At 38.5% G+C, this 19882-nt stretch carries 18 protein-coding genes; 13 read left to right on the top strand and 5 right to left on the bottom strand.

Going from position 1 to position 19882, the window contains the following annotated elements; genetic code table 11:
* The 8 genes from UC75_RS22020 to UC75_RS15700 form a co-directional block, all read left to right on the top strand.
* Positions 1 to 286: sensor histidine kinase (locus UC75_RS22020; protein WP_228137428.1), on the top strand; the 286-nt coding region annotated here is incomplete at its 5' end.
* A gap of 67 nt (positions 287 to 353) precedes the next feature.
* Entirely contained in the window at positions 354 to 3104 is a 2751-nt protein-coding gene (glnE, locus tag UC75_RS15730) for a bifunctional [glutamate--ammonia ligase]-adenylyl-L-tyrosine phosphorylase/[glutamate--ammonia-ligase] adenylyltransferase (RefSeq protein ID WP_049838127.1), read from the top strand.
* Between the two features lie 24 nt (positions 3105 to 3128).
* Positions 3129 to 4055, top strand: coding sequence for a branched-chain amino acid transaminase (locus tag UC75_RS15725; RefSeq protein WP_045435575.1), 927 nt, complete (start codon positions 3129 to 3131; stop codon positions 4053 to 4055).
* Between the two features lie 67 nt (positions 4056 to 4122).
* Entirely contained in the window at positions 4123 to 5013 is an 891-nt protein-coding gene (locus tag UC75_RS15720; RefSeq protein ID WP_049838126.1) for a mitochondrial fission ELM1 family protein, read from the top strand.
* A gap of 22 nt (positions 5014 to 5035) precedes the next feature.
* Complete coding sequence (locus UC75_RS15715) at positions 5036 to 6064, top strand: glycosyltransferase (RefSeq protein ID WP_049838125.1); 1029 nt, start codon at positions 5036 to 5038, stop codon at positions 6062 to 6064.
* A complete protein-coding gene (locus tag UC75_RS15710) occupies positions 6061 to 6816 on the top strand; it encodes a polysaccharide deacetylase family protein (RefSeq protein ID WP_049838124.1) in 756 nt (251 codons plus the stop codon). The genes UC75_RS15715 and UC75_RS15710 overlap by 4 nt, the downstream gene beginning before the upstream one ends.
* The gene (locus UC75_RS15705; protein WP_049838123.1) at positions 6813 to 7577 is read left to right on the top strand and encodes a glycosyltransferase family 2 protein; all 765 of its coding nucleotides are present in this window, start codon (positions 6813 to 6815) and stop codon (positions 7575 to 7577) included. The genes UC75_RS15710 and UC75_RS15705 overlap by 4 nt, the downstream gene beginning before the upstream one ends.
* Before the next feature lie 11 nt (positions 7578 to 7588).
* Positions 7589 to 8623 carry a glycosyltransferase gene (locus tag UC75_RS15700; RefSeq protein WP_049838122.1) on the top strand — a complete coding sequence of 345 codons (1035 nt, stop codon included), beginning with the start codon at positions 7589 to 7591 and terminating at the stop codon, positions 8621 to 8623.
* Here UC75_RS15700 and ghy read toward each other — a convergent pair.
* Entirely contained in the window at positions 8620 to 9510 is an 891-nt protein-coding gene (gene ghy / locus UC75_RS15695) for a glycosyl hydrolase Ghy (RefSeq protein ID WP_049838121.1), read from the bottom strand. The two genes, UC75_RS15700 and ghy, sit on opposite strands and share 4 nt — an antisense overlap.
* Positions 9511 to 9578: 68 nt before the next feature.
* Here ghy and UC75_RS15690 point away from each other — a divergent pair, with 68 nt between their 5' ends.
* Together UC75_RS15690 and UC75_RS15685 are read left to right on the top strand one after the other, a co-directional pair.
* A complete protein-coding gene (locus UC75_RS15690) occupies positions 9579 to 10334 on the top strand; it encodes a glycosyltransferase family 25 protein (protein ID WP_049838120.1) in 756 nt (251 codons plus the stop codon).
* A 29-nt stretch (positions 10335 to 10363) separates the two neighbouring features.
* Complete coding sequence (locus UC75_RS15685) at positions 10364 to 11293, top strand: lipooligosaccharide outer core biosynthesis glycosyltransferase GtrOC6 (protein WP_049838119.1); 930 nt, start codon at positions 10364 to 10366, stop codon at positions 11291 to 11293.
* Between the two features lie 39 nt (positions 11294 to 11332).
* Here UC75_RS15685 and UC75_RS15680 read toward each other — a convergent pair whose 3' ends face one another.
* Positions 11333 to 11551, bottom strand: coding sequence for a hypothetical protein (locus UC75_RS15680; RefSeq protein ID WP_004789113.1), 219 nt, complete (start codon positions 11549 to 11551; stop codon positions 11333 to 11335).
* A 203-nt stretch (positions 11552 to 11754) separates the two neighbouring features.
* Here UC75_RS15680 and UC75_RS15675 point away from each other — a divergent pair, with 203 nt between their 5' ends.
* On the top strand, positions 11755 to 12783 hold the full coding sequence (locus UC75_RS15675) for a stealth conserved region 3 domain-containing protein (RefSeq protein WP_049838118.1): 1029 nt from the start codon (positions 11755 to 11757) through the stop codon (positions 12781 to 12783).
* 58 nt (positions 12784 to 12841) lie between these two features.
* Here UC75_RS15675 and aspS read toward each other — a convergent pair whose 3' ends face one another.
* A complete protein-coding gene (gene aspS, locus UC75_RS15670) occupies positions 12842 to 14626 on the bottom strand; it encodes an aspartate--tRNA ligase (protein ID WP_004789117.1) in 1785 nt (594 codons plus the stop codon).
* Positions 14627 to 14795: 169 nt separating this feature from the next.
* A complete protein-coding gene (locus UC75_RS15665; RefSeq protein ID WP_049838117.1) occupies positions 14796 to 15560 on the bottom strand; it encodes a DUF4184 family protein in 765 nt (254 codons plus the stop codon).
* A 137-nt stretch (positions 15561 to 15697) separates the two neighbouring features.
* On the opposite strand from UC75_RS15665, the gene znuD reads away from it, so the two are divergent.
* The gene (gene znuD, locus UC75_RS15660; protein ID WP_049838116.1) at positions 15698 to 17773 is read left to right on the top strand and encodes a zinc piracy TonB-dependent receptor ZnuD; all 2076 of its coding nucleotides are present in this window, start codon (positions 15698 to 15700) and stop codon (positions 17771 to 17773) included.
* A 75-nt stretch (positions 17774 to 17848) separates the two neighbouring features.
* Positions 17849 to 19312 carry a phospholipase D family protein gene (locus tag UC75_RS15655; protein ID WP_049838115.1) on the top strand — a complete coding sequence of 488 codons (1464 nt, stop codon included), beginning with the start codon at positions 17849 to 17851 and terminating at the stop codon, positions 19310 to 19312.
* A gap of 271 nt (positions 19313 to 19583) precedes the next feature.
* Here UC75_RS15655 and UC75_RS15650 read toward each other — a convergent pair.
* Positions 19584 to 19882 (bottom strand): hypothetical protein (locus tag UC75_RS15650; RefSeq protein ID WP_228137427.1); only part of this gene is annotated, 299 nt, incomplete at its 5' end.

The following is a 19882-nucleotide window of genomic DNA, read 5'->3' as shown; positions in this document are numbered from 1 at the left end:
TATAGAAATAACCGTTCGAGACACTGGTTTAGGCATGACAGAAAAACAAATGACAAATTTGTTCCATCCACGTATTACAGCCAGCTTTAAAGGAACCGCGGGTGAAAAAGGTGCAGGTTTAGGTTTAAGTCTTTGTAAGCGTTTTGTCGAAATTAATCAGGGTAAAATTGATGTCAGTTCAAAAGAAGGCGTAGGAACGACATTCAAAGTTTTATTACCTTCTGCTCAAGAAAGTCATGAGGCTCATGCAGAGCATTACTCTTCAGCGGAAGCAAAATTAGTCTAATCCCTTTTCCTACCACTACTCGAACTGCTATAACTAAAAACAGAGTACGAGGAAAAGAGCTTTTTATATGAATGCGGAGCAGTTACAAAAAACATTGCGTGCGAGTCAGTACGCAGAACAAGTTTTAGGCTTGCATCAAGCTGTTTTAGAACAAGATTACCATCTAGATCAATTTACTGCACCGCTCTCGACCGAACAGATTTATCAATTTGTACAAACCACATTAGATGGAATTGGTGACGAAACATCTTGGATGCGTGGATTACGCATTTTACGAAGTCGTTTAATGTTCCGTTGGATTTGGCAAGATGCCAATCAGCTTACCGATGTTGTCACACTCACACGCGAACTTTCTGATTTTGCCGATGCCAGTATTTGTGCAGCAAAGGACTTTGCACGTGTAGCACTTGTGGCGAAACATGGTGAACCGATGAGTTACTCTGGCAAAGTTCAAGACTTGATTGTCGTTGCCATGGGTAAACTTGGTGCTCAAGAGCTTAATCTGTCGAGTGATATTGACTTGATTTTTGCTTTTGATGAACAAGGCGAAACTAATGGTCGCAAATGCATTGATGTACAGCAGTTCTGTATTTTGTGGGGACAAAAACTCATTTATTTGCTTGAGCACATTACCGCAGATGGTTTTGTATTTCGAGTTGATATGCGCTTACGCCCTTGGGGCGATGGCTCGGCACTAGCGATTAGTCATGCAGCTTTAGAAAAATACTTAAGTCAGCATGGACGTGAGTGGGAACGTTATGCATGGATTAAAGCACGTGTTGTGACTGGTGGTAAAGAAGGGCAAGACTTGTTAGAAATGACACGTCCTTTCGTATTCCGCCGCTATGTTGATTACACCGCTTTTGCCGCGATGCGCGATATGAAAGCGATGATTGAGCGTGAAGTTTTACGTCGTCATATTGAGGATGATATTAAACTCGGAGCAGGCGGAATTCGCGAAATTGAGTTTATTGTTCAGGTCTTTCAGCTGATTTACGGCGGCTCTAAACGTGAGCTACAAGACCGCCAGTGTTTAGTTAGCCTTGAACATATTGGTGAAGCAGGTTTGTTAGAAAGACAAGCTGTTTTAGAGCTTGAGGATGCTTACCTGTTTTTACGTCGTGTTGAACATGCAATTCAAGCCCTCAATGACCAACAAACTCAGCTACTACCAGAAGAGGTGGAACTCAGACAACGCATTATAGATACCTTAAGTTTTGCGAGTTGGGATGAGTTTATTGATGTTCTTAACGAGAAACGTCAAAAAGTTAAAGTTCAATTTAAGCAGCTCATTGAAGATACAAGTTCAAATGCCGCAACTGAAAATTTTGGGCAGTTAGAGCAGCAGTTAGATGAAGTGTTGGATGACAATGCGAAAAATCTGATTCATGAATTCTGGCACGGTCACGCACTCAAAAAATTACCTTCAAATGCTGTCCAGCGGTTAAAAACATTCTGGCCTCATTTAATTGAAGTGATTTTACAGTCAGAACAACCTCAAACTGCACTTTTACGCTTAATGCCGCTGATTGAATCGGTCATGCGCCGAACCGTGTACTTAGTGATGTTGATTGAAAGTAAAGGTGCATTGCAACGCTTAGTTAAAATGGCGACCGTAAGCCCGTGGATTTGTGAAGAGCTAACGCAATATCCAGTACTGCTTGATGAGTTTTTATCGATGGGCTTTGAGTTGCCAAAGCGTAAGGACTTAGAAGACTCATTACGTCAGCAATTGCTTCGCATTGAAATTGATCAAGTTGAAGACCAAATGCGAGCACTTCGACTGTTTAAAAAGAGCAATGTACTCACTGTTGCAGCAAGTGATGTATTAGCTGAAAGCCCGCTAATGAAAGTATCTGATGCATTAACCGATATTGCTGAAGTTAGTGTTAATGCAACACTTCATTTAGCTTATCAGACCGTAGCAAAGCGTCATGGTTATCCATGTGATGTTGATGGAAAACGTTGCTCACTTGACTACAAAGCCTTTGCTGTTATTGGTTATGGCAAAGTGGGTGGCATTGAACTTGGCTATGGTTCTGACTTGGATCTTGTCTTTATTCATTATCTAGATGAACAAGCAGATACGGATGGAACGAAGTCAATTAGTGGCTTTGAGTTTGCTATGCGTGTCGCTCAAAAGTTTATGTCACTCATGACCACTCAAACCCTTGATGGCCGTGTTTATGAAATTGATACGCGGTTAAGACCTTCAGGTGAGGCCGGTTTATTGGTGACAAGTCTTAAGGCCTATGAACACTATCAATTGAAAAGTGCATGGCTTTGGGAGCATCAGGCACTCGTTCGTGCGCGCTCTATTGCTGGTGATGAGGTGCTTTGCCAGAAATTTGAAATATTTCGACGCGAGATATTGACTCAATCTAGAGATGAGGCTTATGTTCGTGAGGAAGTGTTGAAAATGCGTCAGAAAATGAAAGACCACCTAGGTTCGTCTTCTGAACAAAAAAAACATGGTATTTTTCATTTAAAACAGGACGCAGGTGGTATCGTCGATATCGAATTTATGGCACAGTATGCTGTACTTGCATGGAGCGGGACGAAACCCGATCTCGCCCATTATTCTGATAATGTAAGAATATTAGAAGATGCTGCTAAAGCAGACTGCTTATCCAGTGAAGATGCCACAGCATTAATTCGAGCCTATCTTAGTGAACGTGCCGAAAGCCACCGCTTAGCCCTTGCAAATCAATCCATGCAAGTCAGCGCAGCGGACTGGCGTAGTACCCGTGCGGTCGTTTGCAATTTATGGCAAAGATTAATAGACCCAACCGCTTCGGTTGAGTTGGATAGTGAATGATTTTATAACAATTTGGAGTGTTCCATGAATTTGGCTGATCGTGATGGTTTTATTTGGCAAGATGGAAAATTAATTGATTGGCGTGATGCAAAGATTCACGTTTTAACCCATACATTACACTACAGTATGGGCGTGTTTGAGGGTGTTCGTGCTTATGAAACACCTAAAGGTACTGCCATTTTCCGTCTTCAAGACCACACAAAACGTTTGTTAAATTCAGCAAAAATTTATCAAATGAAAGTGCCGTATGATCAAGCCACGCTTGAACAAGCACAAATCGATGTTGTTCGTGAAAATAAATTAGCTTCTTGCTATTTACGTCCATTAATCTGGATCGGTTCAGAAAAACTTGGTATTGCAGCAACAAATAACACGATTCATGCCGCAGTTGCAGCATGGGCGTGGGGCGCATACCTTGGTGATGAAGCAATGGCGAATGGTATTCGTGTTAAAACTTCATCATTTACTCACCATCATCCAAACGTGACGATGTGTAAAGCAAAAGCATCTGGTAACTACACGTTATCAATTCTTGCTCACCAAGAAGTTGCACATTCTGGTTACGACGAAGCAATGTTAATGGACCCACAAGGTTATGTGTGCCAAGGTTCTGGTGAAAACGTATTCTTAATTAAAGATGGCGTTTTACACACGCCAGATATCGCTGGTGGTGCGCTTGATGGTATTACACGTCAAACAGTAATGACGATTGCTAGAGATCTTGGTTATCAAGTTGTTGAGCGTCGTATTACACGTGATGAATTCTACATTGCAGATGAAGCATTCTTCACTGGTACTGCTGCGGAAGTCACACCAATTCGTGAATATGATGACCGTCCAATCGGTACAGGTGGCCGTGGCCCAATTACTACTGAAATTCAAAAGACTTACTTTGATGCAGTTCAAGGTAGAAATCCGAAATATGAACACTGGTTAACTTACGTAAAATAAGTTAATCCGTTAACATAAAAAGGCGAACATAAGTTTCGCCTTTTTATTTTTGGCTTCGGGAGCTTTTATGCATATTGTCTATGTCTCTGATGGTAAGGCAGGGCACCGTTCACAAGCATTAGGCTTGTTTCAGGCAATGCAAAGACAACAGCCAGAAACAACTTTTGAAGAGATGCTTATTTCTGATTTGCCAATTATTTCTTTAATTCAGGCGCTTTTCTCTTCAAAAAAATCGTTATTAAAAAAAGTACCCGATTTTATATTTGGAGTAGGAAGCCACACACATTTTCGTGTCTGGTTACTCGGCAAAATTTTTAGAAAAGCCAAAACTATTATATTGATGAAGCCTAACTTACCTGTGGTTTGCTTTGATTACGCTGTTATTCCAGAACATGATGGTATCCATGCCGATAGCCATGTGATTGTCACGCGTGGTGCATTAAATCCAATTCGTAATGAAAACCGCCATCAAAAAGACCGAATTTTAATTGCTTTAGGTGGTTCATCTAAAAGACATCAATGGAACCAAAACAAAGTATTAAGCAGTGTTCAAAAAATTGTTGAGAATAATCCAAACGCTGAAATTATTTTGACAACTTCACGCCGTACGCCAGCAGAATTTATCGATACTTTAAGACAGCAAAGCTTTGCTGGGCATTTACAAATATTTCCTGTTGAGCAAACACCGCAGGGTTGGATTTTTGAAGAAATGCAAAAAGCAGAAGCTGTTTGGGTAACAGAAGACAGCGTATCTATGATTTTTGAGGCGCTTACCGCGGGTTGTCGAGTCGGTGTAATGGCAATGGACCGGTTGAAAGATGACCGGATTACCCACTCAGTTGATCAAATGTTAGAATCAAAATTAATTTCACAGCAGACTTGTGTTGTACAGTTACCACAACCTTATGCTTTTAAAGAAGCAGACCGTGTGGCAACATATCTTTTAGCGAAAAATTAAATTTTTTATTTTGAGTAAATAAATGAAAATATTGCATATTGCGAATTTTGGCTTTAATAAACAAGGCGCCCATTTTTACTGCACAGACCGTAAAATTTCTGCCGGATTAATTGAAAATGGCCATTTCGTTTATGACTTTAGTTTTCGTGACATGGCTCGAATGGGAACCATTTTTAAAACAAAAAAACTGGGTGCCAGTTGGGCCAATAAAGAAGTACTAAAGGTCGTTAATAATATTGAACCTGATCTGGTACTCATTGGACATAGTGACTTAATGAGTCCAGATGTTCTTAGGCAGATTAAAGAAGCTTATCCAAATACTAAAATTGCATTTTGGTATGTTGATCCGCTTTATCTTGAAAGCAAACTCGACTTTGTTAAAGCATTCTCGCCCTATTTAGATGCTATTTTCTGTACAACAGGTGGCGAATATCTACAAAAATTAAAACAGCCGCATTTAAGCGTAGCCTATCTGCCGAATGTAGGTCACCGTAATGTAGAAACACTACAGCAATTTTCAAATGTTAATACGGATAAGACCTTTATTTTTTGTGGCGTAGTCTATAAAGAACCTGAGCGTGAGAAGTTCTTAAAGGACTTAGCAGATGCGTTGCAACAAGGCCATGTAAACTATCAATATTATGGATGTTTTGAGCAACCTGGTGTTTACGGTAAAGCGTATTATAAAGTTCTATCTGAAACAAAAATGGGACTTAATTACTCACGCCGTAATGATGTAACTTTGTATAGTTCTGACCGTATTGTACAACTGACTGGTAATGGTTTATTGACTTTTAGCCCAAGAATTCCGGGCTTTGAGAAGCTCTACACCGAACAGGAAGTGGTTTACTTTGATGATCAGTTTGACTTGGCCAAGAAGATCCAATTCTTTGATCAAAATCCAGAGCAGGCTGAAAAAATAGCGAAAGAGGGCTGGGAGAAAACACGTAGGTCTTTCAATGCTAAACGCATCACCCAATTTATGGTTGAAGTGACATTTAAGCAGCCCCTTTCAGAAGATTATGAATGGTCACATGAGGTTTATGCATGATGTGGTTTTTGTACGTTGCGGTAGGCTTATTAGTACTTGCTGCACTGTTATATGTGCTGGGTAATTATACTTTCTGGCTTCCGTTTCGTTCGAACAAACTACCACGTATTGTGATGTTGCATCAGGTTACACCTAAAGATGCAGCCTCTGGCATGAACATGCCTCCTGAAAAGTTTGAACAACTCTTAAAGTTGTTGACGCGTAAAGGGGCTACTTTTTGCTTTGTCTCAGAGCTTGAACAATACCGTAATCAAAAAAATGTCGTTGCTTTAAGTTTTGATGATGGCTTTATGGATAATTATCTTTATGCCTATCCATTACTTAAAAAATATAATGCAAAGGCAACCATTTATTTGGCGACGCAAATTGAAGGAATTGAAAAGCTAACTCATGAGCAAATTCATGAAATGGCAAATTCTGGGTTGATTGAATTCGGTGCGCACACACAACACCATGTGAACTTACTTAAGCTTGACGATCAAACCGCTTACGATGAAATGCTTCAGTCTAAACAAGATGTTGAAGCATTAGTTGGAAAATGTCCGAGCTTTGCTTATCCATTTGGACGATTTAACGAAAAACACCAGAAAATGGCCGAAGAGATTGGCTTTAAAAATGCTGTATCGACTCGTAAAAAAATCGAAGCCTATGAAGCTATTAATCAATTTAATATTCCACGTGTCAGCACGCATGGTGCCATGAATGCTTTACAGATGCGTATCGCCCTTGCTAAAGGACGTTATAAGTTATGAATAAAATTCCATGTAGTGTCTATATTGTCACTTTAAATTGTGGTGCTTGGTTAGAGCGAACTTTGCAAAGTGTTAGTGAATTTGATGAAGTTATTATTTTAGACTCTGGCAGTACTGATAATACTTATGAAATTGCTCAGCGTTTTGAAAATACGCAAATCTCTCATCAAGACTGGCAAGGTTATGCTGGGCAAAAAAGTTTGGCTTTAGCAAAATGCCGAAATGATTGGGTACTCAATTTAGATGGTGATGAAGTCTTATCTAACGAGTTAAAACAAGAAATTGTTGAGACCATTCAGCAGAATAAACTTGATGCTTTAATCACACCGATTAATGATGTTTTTTTAGGTGTTCCCAACAGCAAACATACTAAAAAACATGCAAAGGTGCGCTTTTTTCGCAAGTCTAAAGGGCATTATGACCTTGCCAATAAAGTCCATGAAAATGTGATTGTAGATGGCGAATCTCAGCGTGCTCAACATGATATTTATCATTATGGCGAGTCGAGCATTTTCGTTAAAGTCGAAAAAAATAACCAATATTCCAATTTAAAAGCACTAGAGAAATACCAAAAAGGAAAGTCTCCAAGCGTTGCAAAATTGGTTTTGGTAATGCCAGTGACTTTCATGAAGTCCTATTTTATTCGCCGTAGTTTCTTAAATGGTTGGCGTGGTTTCGTGAATAGTATGATTAACGCGTTTTATGCTTTTCTAAAAGAAGCCAAACTATTTGAAAAGACGATGAATAAAGATAAAAAATAAGTAGGCAAGCTATGAAAACTGTTCAGGTATTGGCAACTAGTGGTGGTGTTGGTGGTTTAGAGCAGCACACTTTTAACCTTGTTAATGAGCTTGCTTTAAATCATGAAGTACATGTGATTGCACATCCTTGCTATCTAGACAAGTTTAGCCAACAAGTACATTTTCATGCGGTTGATTTTGCACGTAGCCGTTGGAATATTTTTTTACTCTGGCAACTTAAAAATCTTATCCAGCAAATTCAACCTGCTATTGTTCATGCACAAGCAGGAAAGGCGGCTGAACTGATTGCTCGAATTAAGCCATTTTTATCTGGGCCAAAGTTTGTGACAACAGTACATGGTACCAAAAAGAATAAGTCTGCTTATTTAGCGGGTGATGCCGTTATTGCAGTGAGCCAAGCACTCACGCAAGGCATTCCAGAGTCTAAAGCCCATGTGGTTTACAACGGGGTCTATCCTCAGCCCGTACTTACAGTTGAAAATAAAGAAAAGTTACTTCATTCAATTCAAAAAGATTTTGCTGAGCTAGATGCAAGCAAAAAAGTTGTTATGTGTATTGGACGTCTAGAGCCAGTAAAAAATATCAGTTTGCTGATTGAGTCGATGCAACAGATTGATGCCAATTTATGGATTATTGGTGATGGTTCACTTCGAGCAAGTTTAGAAAAACAAGTCAGTGAATTAAACATGCAAGATCGGGTCGCTTTTCTTGGGTTTAGAACTGATGCTCGAGATCTGGTGCAATTAGCAGATATCGTGGTTTTGTCATCAGATCGTGAAGGTTTTCCACTCGTCATGGTCGAAGCTTTACAGGCTGATAAAGCAATGGCTTCAACCAAAGTGAACGGTGTGATTGAGTGGTTGCCAGAGCAATATCTGGCAGAAATTGGAGATGCACAAGGTTTAGCAAAAGCGATTAAATGTGCGCTTCAATCTGAAGCTCAACACGACTTTAGCCCTTTATATGCAAAAGCCAAGGCTGAACTGACTGTACCAGCCATGGCTGAGCAGACGCTTAATATTTATAAAGGCCTGCTTAAAACTTAATTATTCTTCGGTGTAAGGCGAATAGCATCAAGTACCACGAAGTTATCTTCGACATTAATGGTATGGCAACCGTCATCTGCTTGATTCCAGTCTGGTAAAACTACTTCTAGTAATTTTTCTTCATAAGCTGTCGGGCTAAGCTGACTAATCGCTTTTAATTCGATATTACCACCATAACGTTTTAAAGAATCTTGGCTTGGTCGAACCAGTTGGCCTTTATAAATAAAAGGTTTACCCGCCATACGGAACTGCTGACTGCCCCGGCACACTGGGTTCATTGGGTGCTCTTGCCAGTTCGGATTTAAAATATCTTCGGTAAAGAATAGATCTAAACGGTCACCAAATTTCTTACAATCACGACGCGTTGAAGTAAAAAGATACCATAAGCCTTCATGATAGAAAGGTGTGCTGTCGACTGCTTCGATATTCTCGATCAGATTAGAATGCTTTTCCCATTTCAGTGGAAATTCAGTACATTTCCAAAGTTCAATCGTCTTGTTGGCAGAAGTTTCTGGGATCATGTACCAAGTGTCTTCTAACTTAAATACACAAGGATAAGAAAGGTGATAGTCGAGCTTTAAGATTGTCTCTGGTGGTGTGTAGGTGCCATCTTTAAAGACTTCTAAAACAGAAAGAAAACCTACTGGATGTTCGTCATCAACTTCTTCAAAAAAAATGAAATGACGGCCATTTTCATAAGCATAAAAGCTATCTGCAAATGTAAACTTTTTAGGGGAGTGGATCTCAAAGAGAGAATCTAGTTGCTCAAGTGTAGTAAACGGTTGTTCTAACCAGCCAAAACGCATATACCAATGAGAGTTAAAAGATTTTGCTTTTTTTGCTTGTTGGTATTTATACCATTTTTTTTGAATCAGGCGATTTAGCATTAAATTTTACACTCGATATAACTATAATTAGATAGACTATCCCTGACTCATTTTAACATTTGAATGAAATGAAAAAATATTTAATCAGTATTGAATCTGCTAATAGTGAACGTTTAAAAAAGTTGTACTCTCAAGCAACATTTTACAAGTATCGCGATGAATTTAAGCAGTTTGGGGTAATCGGTAAGAATTTAAGCGTTAGTGAATATTTTCAACAAGGTGTAGCAGGCAAGAAAAAACCGATGACGCCTGGTGAGCTTGGTTGTGCCATGTCTCATATTGCTGCACTAAAAGATTTTTTAAGCTCCGATGAAGAATATGCAATTATTTTTGAAGATGATGTGATCGAGCGTTTTGAAATTGATTTCCAAGACTTAGAAAAGCACATTCACTCTTTGAACCTAGGTCCGTGCTTTTTTCTAAGCTTGGGCGGTATTCAAATGAAAATATGCAATCGCGTTCGTGGAAAATTTTTACCCGAAGAGTTGTATAACCAGAAAATTCTAAAAGTTGATTACGACTATCTCGAAAAACTAGCCTATGCTTATGCCTATGTTGTAGATCGTAAAATGGCACAAATGTTGGTTGATTATCATCAGCCGATAAAAATTTATGATCACTGGCAAGACCTTGTTGGACGAGGTGATTTCAGTTTTTATGTCAGCTTTTTATTCGATCACCCAATCATCGAAAATAATGATGCATTAAGTTATTTAGAAAAGGAAAGAAGCTTAATTACTCCTATTTCACAAGATGACAGTGATTTGTTACGTTACCTAAGAGTTAAACTAAAGAAATATATACTTAATAAATATATAATTTAGTCGTTTTTTTAGATTTTCTTACTAATTTTATGACTAAGCAAAAAAATATTATTATCGGGTCAGCAACTGGATACAGCGCTGACCTCATTTCTTCTTTTGTATATTCTTTGGAAAAGACAGACTTTGATGGCATTTTGACTTTAATTATCTATAAAGAGCAAATGCCAGAGTTTGTTAATGCATTTTCAGATATCAAAAATTTTAAAATTGAATTTAAAGTTTCAACGATTGGGAAATTTAAATCGAAGTCAAAATACTCAGGTATTTATAAGTTTAAGTTTATAAAAAATATTCTTAAGAAAATTATTGGATTAACTGTAAATGAAGCAGTTCCTGATTCAAAAATAAAAGCACTTAAAATCACAGGCTATCCGCATGTGAGTCGCTTTTTTGAATATAAAGAAGTTGTAGAAAGTCATCCTGATGCTTCACATGTGCTACTCAGCGATGTACGAGACGTTTTTTTTCAGGGTAATCCTTTTAAAGATCTTGGCAAAGGGCTCTTTGTTGGGATGGAAAATCCAGATTATACGATAGGCACTGAGCAATATAATCAAAAATGGATTATCGATGCGTATGGAGATGATTTTTATAATAGTGTAAAAGATGAGCAGGTTTCGTGCTCGGGCGTCACAATTGGAGATATAAACTCGATTAAAGTCTATATCAATAAAATGATTGAAGAGTTCTGCAAACAGCCATATCAAAAAATGTCTGAAAGAATTTATGATCAGGCAATGCACAATAAATTATTAATTACCAATGATTTATCTTATGTAACTCGCTGTCAGCCATTTGATTCTATTATTGTAACTCTTGGATTATATCCAATAGATCAAATTACAATTAATGATCAAGGTCTTATTATCAATCATAACCAAAAGATCATTCCTATTGTCCATCAGCATGACAGACATCCGGAATTGATACAGTTATGCGATAACTATATTGGGAAATAAATTTTAGGATTATCTAAATTTTATGAGAGGAAGCGGATATTAATTTTTATCCGCATTTCCTTTTAATACCATATAAATCAGCGCAACAAAAATAAGCAATGCACCTGCTAAGCTACTTACGCAGAAATAAAGAATACGTTGATTTGTAGTGATGTTAAATAATTCATTTGCAAGGATATAGCGCATGAAAAACCACTGCGCAAGAGAGAATACAATTACGATTAAAGCATGTCGACGTACATCAGGGCGCATTGCCATAATGAATCACCAAGGGAGAAAAAGTGGTGATATTATGCCATTTGCCCACTCTCATCTCAATAGAGTCTAAATCGCCTCAATTGTGTAGAAAAATTAAAATTATGAATAAATTGTGAATTTTTATTAACATTAATAAACCTTGAATTCCATTTTTTATCTGAAATTTTCTAGTAAATTTCTGTACTTATTTGGATATATGTTTAATGCAGCCTGTTGATTTTGTAATGATTTGGGTGGACTCAACCGATACGAAATGGCAGCAACAATACATATATTATAAATCCAAAGAAACTAAAACAAAGGCGGTTGAACTTGTTGATCAATGCCGCTATCGTGACTGGAATAATCTTCATTACTGGTTTCGATCTGTTGAGAAATTTTGCCCGTGGGTTAGAAAGATCCATCTGGTGACTTGTGGTCATTTCCCTGAATTTTTAGTCAAAAACCATCCTAAGTTAAATTTGGTCACACATGATCAAATCATGGAATCAAACTGTTTACCGACATTTAACTCACATGCTATTGAAATCAATATTCATAAAATTGAGGGACTAGCAGAGCATTTTGTTTATTTTAATGATGATACCTTTATCAATAGGCCTTTAGAGCCTGAGTTCTTTTTTAGAAATGGTTTACCTTGTGATGGTGTGCGTTTACAGCCACTTATGGTCGTAGGTGAGGAGAACTTTCTAGGCGCAGTTGCCCTAACGGATGTTGCGATTATTAATAAGCATTTTGATAAGCGAAAATTACTCCATAAAAATCCCTATGCACTTTTTAACTATCGCTATTCTATGAGCAGTAATTTGGGTAATTTTTTAAGTTTATATAACCGAAAATTTTCAAGTTTTTATAGTACTCATTTACCTCAACCTTTTTTGAAATCGGTATTTGAAGAAGTTTGGAAAACTGAAGAAGCTTATTTAAAAGAAGTATCAAGTCATCGATTTAGACAGCCTTTAGACGTTAATCAGTATCTTTTTCGATTGTGGCAGTTGTGCTCATCCCGTTTTTATCCTGTCAATATATTTGAGCGTGGACAAAACTTTAACTTAAGGCTACAAAATCTTCCTGAAATTAATCAGGTTATTAAGAATGAGCAACTTCCACAAATTTGTCTAAATGACGATGAACACGTGGTCGATTTTGAAAAGCTTAAAACAGAAATCATTCAAATTTTTGATCAAAAATTTAAAACACTCTCAAGTTTTGAAAAAGAAATATCCCATTAAAATTTACTTAATAAAAAACCCTGCATAAGCAGGGTTTTTTAATTTGAAAATCTAAAAATTATTTAGATTCTTCAGCTTTTGGCTTTTCACGTAAGCGGATACCCAAGTCACGAAGCTGATTTGCTTCAACAGGAGCAGGTGCTTGAGTAAGTGGACATTCAGCAGTCTTAGTTTTAGGGAATGCAATAACGTCACGAATAGAAGTCGCGCCAGTCATTAACATTACTAAACGGTCAAGACCAAATGCCAAACCACCGTGAGGAGGAGCACCGTAACGAAGTGCATTTAATAAGAAGCTGAATTTCTCTTCTGCTTCTTCATCAGAAATACCAAGCGCTTCAAAAATCGCTTTTTGCATTTCTAATGTATAAATACGTAGAGAACCACCACCAACTTCAGTACCGTTCAATACCATGTCGTAAGCAACAGAAAGTGCTTCACCAGGATTGCTCTTCACTTCTTCTACACTTGATTTTGGTAGAGTGAATGGATGGTGAACAGAAGTCCATTTGCCATCGTCAGTTTCTTCAAACATTGGGAAATCAACAACCCAAAGTGGAGCCCACTCACAAGTTGCAAGATTCAAATCATGGCCAATCTTCACACGAAGCGCGCCCATTGCATCATTTACAACTTTAGCTTTATCAGCACCAAAGAATACGATATCGCCATCTTGCGCACCAACACGTGCCAACAATTCAAGTACGATCGGTTCAATGAATTTCACGATTGGAGATTGAAGACCTTCAATTCCTTTAGCGAGTTCATTAACTTTGATGTAAGCCAAACCTTTTGCACCATAGATGCCAACGAATTTAGTGTATTCATCGATTGCACTACGTGGCAATGACGCTGCACCTGGAACACGTAAAGCAACAATACGGCCTTTAGGGTCTTTTGCAGGACCCGCAAATACTTTGAACTCTACTTCTTGCATTAAGTCTGCAACGTCAACGAGTTTCAACGGAATACGCATATCAGGTTTGTCTGATGCATAGTCACGCATTGCATCTGCGTAAGTCATACGTTGGAATTTATCGAATTTAACGCCAAGAAGTTCATCGAACATCTTCACAGTCAGGACTTCCATTAAGTCCATAATGTCATCGTCACTCATGAACGATGTTTCAACGTCGATTTGAGTAAATTCTGGTTGACGGTCAGCACGTAAATCTTCGTCGCGGAAACATTTCGCGATTTGGTAGTAACGATCAATACCACCCACCATCAACAATTGTTTGAATAATTGTGGTGATTGTGGAAGTGCATAGAAACTGCCATTTTGTACACGACTTGGTACTAAGTAGTCACGCGCACCTTCAGGAGTTGCACGTGTCAAAATAGGTGTTTCAACGTCTAAGAAACCATTATCTTCGAAATAGTTACGAATAAGATTGGTCAGTTTAGAACGGAAGCGTAAACGATCCAACATTTCAGGACGACGAATATCTAAGAAACGATATTTCAAACGAATTTCTTCAGAAATATTGGTATTTTCATCATTTAAAGGGAATGGAGGTGTTTCTGAAGCGGCAAGAACTTCGATGTCTTTACCTAAAACTTCAATTTGACCACTCACCATGTTGGCATTTTCAGTACCTTCATAACGGCGACGAACACGACCTGTAATTTTTAATACATATTCAGAACGTGCTTTATCTGCAGTTGCAAATGCTTCTGGAGTATCTGGGTCAATAACCACTTGAACGAGGCCATCACGGTCACGCATATCAAGGAAAATAACACCGCCATGGTCACGGCGACGATGTACCCAACCGCATAGTGTAACGGTTTGGTCGATTTGGGCTTCAGTTAAAGAGCCACAGTAATGAGTTCGCATCATGATGAAAAATATCCAAACTATATTGGCTGAAAAGACGGATGCGTAAACCGCGCACCGTCAAAAAATAAGTTTTCGATTATGCCTTGTTGCATGGTTTGTCACAAGAACTAGATCAAAAAACCGCGGAAATTAACCTGAAAATGAGCAATTTGGCAGCAACTTTTCTGATTCATCCCATTCTTTGTTGCCGATCTAAAAACAAGAATAATAAGCATCCTAAGCTAAAGGTACTTAACCAACCTTGCATAAACTCATTGATAGAACGCCCTGTAAAATAATAGGTATCGGCATGCCAAACTTCATGAGGTATGTAGCGGGCATAATCCCAAAGCGAAAATAAGCCTAAGACTGTAGATAGAATAAATAGAGACCATGCAAAAAATTTAATTTTTTTACTTACTTTCCAGTGTTGTTTGTAGCGCTGGTAATAGTGAATACTTATCCAACCGAGAAAAGGTAGAGCAAGAGCAGACGAGCCAAGCTGTAAAAGACGATGCAAGGGGTAAGGATGACCAAAAAAATGAATAGTTGTGGCTAATACATCTTTAAATACAAACGTTCTAAAGTCTGAATGTGTTAAACCATCCCAAATTAGATGAGTTGCTATCCCGACAATGAGTGCAAATATAACTCCAATAAAAAATATAAAAATACCTTTTAAAGAGCTGAGGCCAAGATCATGTTGCACACCAAAAAAACGATACACCACTGGACGATAAAGAAAATACCAAACTGCACAAAAGACGAGGCCTAATGCAAGGTTGGGATAAATCAGACCTTTCCATTGGTGCGTCAGCATGCTGGACTGAACTGTAAATAAGCGGTAAAGATCGGGTGTCATACTCCCAATGGCTAACGCAGCAATCGGTAAAGTGTTTTGGCTAAGCTTAGATAAGGGAGGAGCTATAACGGCATGAGAGATGGTAAAAGGCATTAGAAATTAAAAATTACTCACATCATTTAGTTGACCAGTCTAACGAATCGTCGAATCAGAAATGTTTTTTATTGCAAAACAAACGAAATGTTATAATATAACAAAAATAAAACATATCGTGATCCGGGACACATCCAATGCAGTTTTATAAAAATATTTTGACCATATCCATTTTAGCTGTCATATCCCTTCCTTCGTTTGCAGCAGAAAGTGAAAATGTTGAAAAGTTAGAAACTATTCGAATTAAGGCTCATCCACTTGAGCAAACTTCACAAGATTTTGCTGTTGCAGATACTGTTGTTGATCAAAAGCATTTATCGCAAGGGGCTGCCACTATTGGGGATGCGCTGAGTAGTGAAGTAGGAATTTATGCTAATCAGTTTGGGGCTGGTTCGAGTCGACCAGTGATTCGTGGACAAGATGGACCACGCGTTAAAGTACTCCAAAATTCATCAGAAAATATTGATGTCTCGACCTTGTCTCCTGACCATGCGGTAACTGTAGATCCTGTGCTTGCGAAGCAAGTCGAAGTGATTCGAGGCCCTTCAACTTTACTGTTTGGTGCTGGAACAGTGGGTGGTTTAGTCAACGTTATTGATAACAAGATCCCTACGCAAATGCCTGAAAACGGTTATGAAGGACAAGTTGGCTTACGTTACAACACTGGAAGTGATGAAAAACTGGCGAGCGCTGGAGTAACTGTTGGCTTGGGTAGCCAAGTTGCTTTACGTGTTGAGGGGGTAACACGTGATGCGAATAACTATATTGCACCAAATTACATTCATGAAGGTGAAAAAGAGCGCCGTGTAGACAATACTTTTGCTCAGGGTGATTCAGTTAACGTCGGGTTATCTTGGATTTATGACCGTGGTTATACGGGTATTTCTTATAGCAACCGTCGCGATCAATATGGCTTACCGGGGCATAGTCATGAATACGAAAGTTGTAGCGCTCATTTAACAGGTACACCACATTTGCATTGTGGAGACCATGATCATGAAGAGGGTGAAGAAGCTCATGATCATGGACAAGAAGAACATGGTCACGAACATGGCGGTCCATGGATTGACTTAAAATCTGAGCGTTATGACTTTAAAACTGAGTTAAATGATCCATTTGCAGGCTTCCAAAAGTTACGTGCACAAGCGAGCTATACTGACTATCAACATGATGAAATTGAAGAGGGAGCAATTGCAACCCGATTCCAAAACAAAGGCTATGACGGGCGTGTTGAGTTAGTACATAACCCAATTGCAAGTTGGGAAGGGGTCATTGGTGCACAGTTAGGACAGCAAAAACTGAATTTAACTGGCGAAGAAGCCTTTATGGCACCGACCACTACTAAAAAGTGGAGCGTATTTGCTTTAGAACATAAACAATGGAAAGACGTACACTTTGAGCTTTCTGCACGTGCAGATCAGCAAGAAGTTGATGTAGACGATAACTCTAAACAAGATTTTGATGGGTCGGCATTTTCTTACGCAGGTGCTGCGAATTGGGAGTTTGCACCGAACTACAAACTTTCTTTTGTCGCTTCACATCAGGAACGTTTACCTTTAGCTCAAGAGTTATATGCAAATGGTGGGCACTTTGCGACAAATACTTATGAGTTAGGAAATGATCAACTCAGTAAGGAAAAATCGAATAATGTTGAGTTAGGTTTGCATTTTGATAATAACAAACTTGATTACCATCTTCATGTTTACCATAACTGGTTTGATGACTACATCTATGCGCAAACCCTTGACCGTTATAAAGACTTCCGTTTAGTTCAATATACTCAAGATAAAGCACGCTTCTATGGTGCAGAGGGTGAAATTGGTTATCAAATTACCCCAATGTACAAGATCAGTGCTTTTGGTGATTATGTGCGCGGTAAAATTGATGCAGAAGGTAATGCTCCGCGTATTCCAGCAGGACGTTTAGGTACTAAAGTCGATGCAGATTTTGGTGATGGTTTTAGTGGTTCTGCTGAGTATTATCATGTCTTTAACCAAGATAAGATCGCAGCTTACGAGACCGAAACTGAAGGCTATAACATGCTTAATCTTGGAGTGGTATATTCTGGGCAATATGGTGCAAAAACAGATTATCGTGTTTATATGAAAGCGAATAACTTGTTAGATGACACGGTTTATCAACATGCATCTTTCTTATCAAATATTCCACAAGTTGGACGCAATTTTACGGTAGGTGTTGATTTTAGTTTTTAAGGCTTTAACACGAAACTAAACTTGAAAAATCAATCCAAAAGACCTAATTTGAAAGCATCAAGTTAGGTCTTTTTTATGCGTATTTTTCAACGAATTCATCAAAAAATAAATTGGTCAGGGCGTCGTTATATGGCGATATTACTTTGCGTAGTTGCTATTGCATATATTGCATCGGCAATTTATCACACAGTAAAACCATTGCCGCAAGGGATTAACTTTAGTGGCAAGCTTAGACATGCCGATGTCAAATTTTTAGCAGATAAAACCTACCTTGATGCAAAAGGGCAACAACAGGTTGATCAGCACATCTTTGATGAAATCTTGAAAATGATTGATGAGGCAAAAACCACAGTTGTGGTCGATATGTTCTTGTTTAATTCAGAAGTGGGTGACTCAAAACTGAAGCAAAGGCCATTAATGCAAGAGTTAACCGATGCATTAGTCAGTAAAAAAAGACAAAATCGCCAAATCCAGATTGTATTAATTACTGACCCGATTAACTCAGTATATGGTGGTTTAAGCCCTGAACATTACCGCCAGTTACGTCAAGCGGGTGTTGATGTGATTGAAACCAATTTAGCTCCTTTAAGAGCTTCTAATCCGTTCTGGTCAGGCTTATGGTATATCTGCTGTCAGAATGTTGGAAATAACCCTGAGAAAGGCTGGTTACCAAATCCATTCGGTGATGAAAAAATTACACTGCGCAGTTATTTGAACTTATTTAACTTTAAGGCGAATCACCGTAAAACTGTAGTCGTCGATACCGATGCTGGTTGGAAGTCACTGGTGACTTCAGCAAATCCGCATGATGGTAGTTCTAGACACTCAAATGTTGCATTAGTTGTAACAGGAGCGACAGCGGCAGATGTTTTACAATCTGAAGCCGCGGTTGCGCGAATGTCAGGTAGTAGTTCTCCATCGCTCATTTTAGGTGACTTTGAAAAAGACGTAACCAAACCTCAAGTTCAGGTGTTAACTGAAGGGGCGATTTATCAATCTGTATTGAAATTGATTAACTCAGCTAAGCCTAAAGAGCATCTTGATTTAAGTATGTTCTATTTATCTGAACGCAAGATTATTCAGGCCCTAAAAAGCGCTCAAGATAGAGGGGTTATTGTCCGAGTTTTACTTGATCCAAATAAAGATGCATTTGGTCGACAAAAGAATGGTATTCCTAACCGACAAGTTGCTTCAGAGCTGCATGCTGCAGGCATTCCAATCCGTTGGTGTGACACACATGGTGAGCAGAACCACAGCAAAATGATTTTGAAATATAACGCCCAACAAGCTGAATTAATTGTAGGATCTGCTAATTTTACAGCCCGTAATTTAAAAAATTACAACCTTGAAACGGATATGTTGGTTATGGGTAATGTTCAAGATCAAGTTTTTAAAGATGCGCAAGATTACTTCAATACCTCTTGGTCAAACCTACAAGGTAGACAGATGAGCGTGGATTACGCGAAGTATGCAGATGAGTCTAAAGTGAAGTATTGGATTTATCGTTTTATGGAATGGTCAGGGTTGTCGACTTTCTAAGCCTAGCTTTATATAAAGCTTGAGGCTCTATCTTCACGACGGAGTCTTAATTAGTTTGATTCTAAACTTGGAGCTTATTTATTGCCGTGATTTTGTACAAAATTGGCAAATTGATTAGCGACATGGATGTCGCCGTTTCACTGTGTTGCAGGGAAGCAACATCAGTGAAACAAAGGTTTTTGTCACTTTTGACCTCTCAAAAGTGAGGCATTAGCCTATACAAAAGACATTAGAACATCACTGTAAGTAAAGGCTGTGCCATAAGTCCGATTTAAGGCGCTGGAGGAATCAACTGATCCAAAGTCTTATCATCTAACTTTTCCAACTCACTCAAATCAGTCTTAATTTTCCACTGCGACTCATCATCTACAGGATTTGGTAAACGAGCTTCAAGCCAGTCACAAACTACATCTGGGTTAAATTCAGGATGGTTACACTGAATAATCCACGATAAAAAGTCTTTCGCTTCACCGTTCATGTATGGCGGTGGAGAAACAGGGAAGAATAAAGTCGGTAGACGTTCATTCGTTGATAAATAGTTTAAAACATGTCCTAATTCTTGAACTGTTT

Source organism: Acinetobacter sp. V2, assembly GCF_001188385.1.
Classification (GTDB): Bacteria; Pseudomonadota; Gammaproteobacteria; order Pseudomonadales; family Moraxellaceae; genus Acinetobacter; species Acinetobacter oleivorans.
This window is presented reverse-complemented; position numbering and strand designations above follow the sequence as displayed.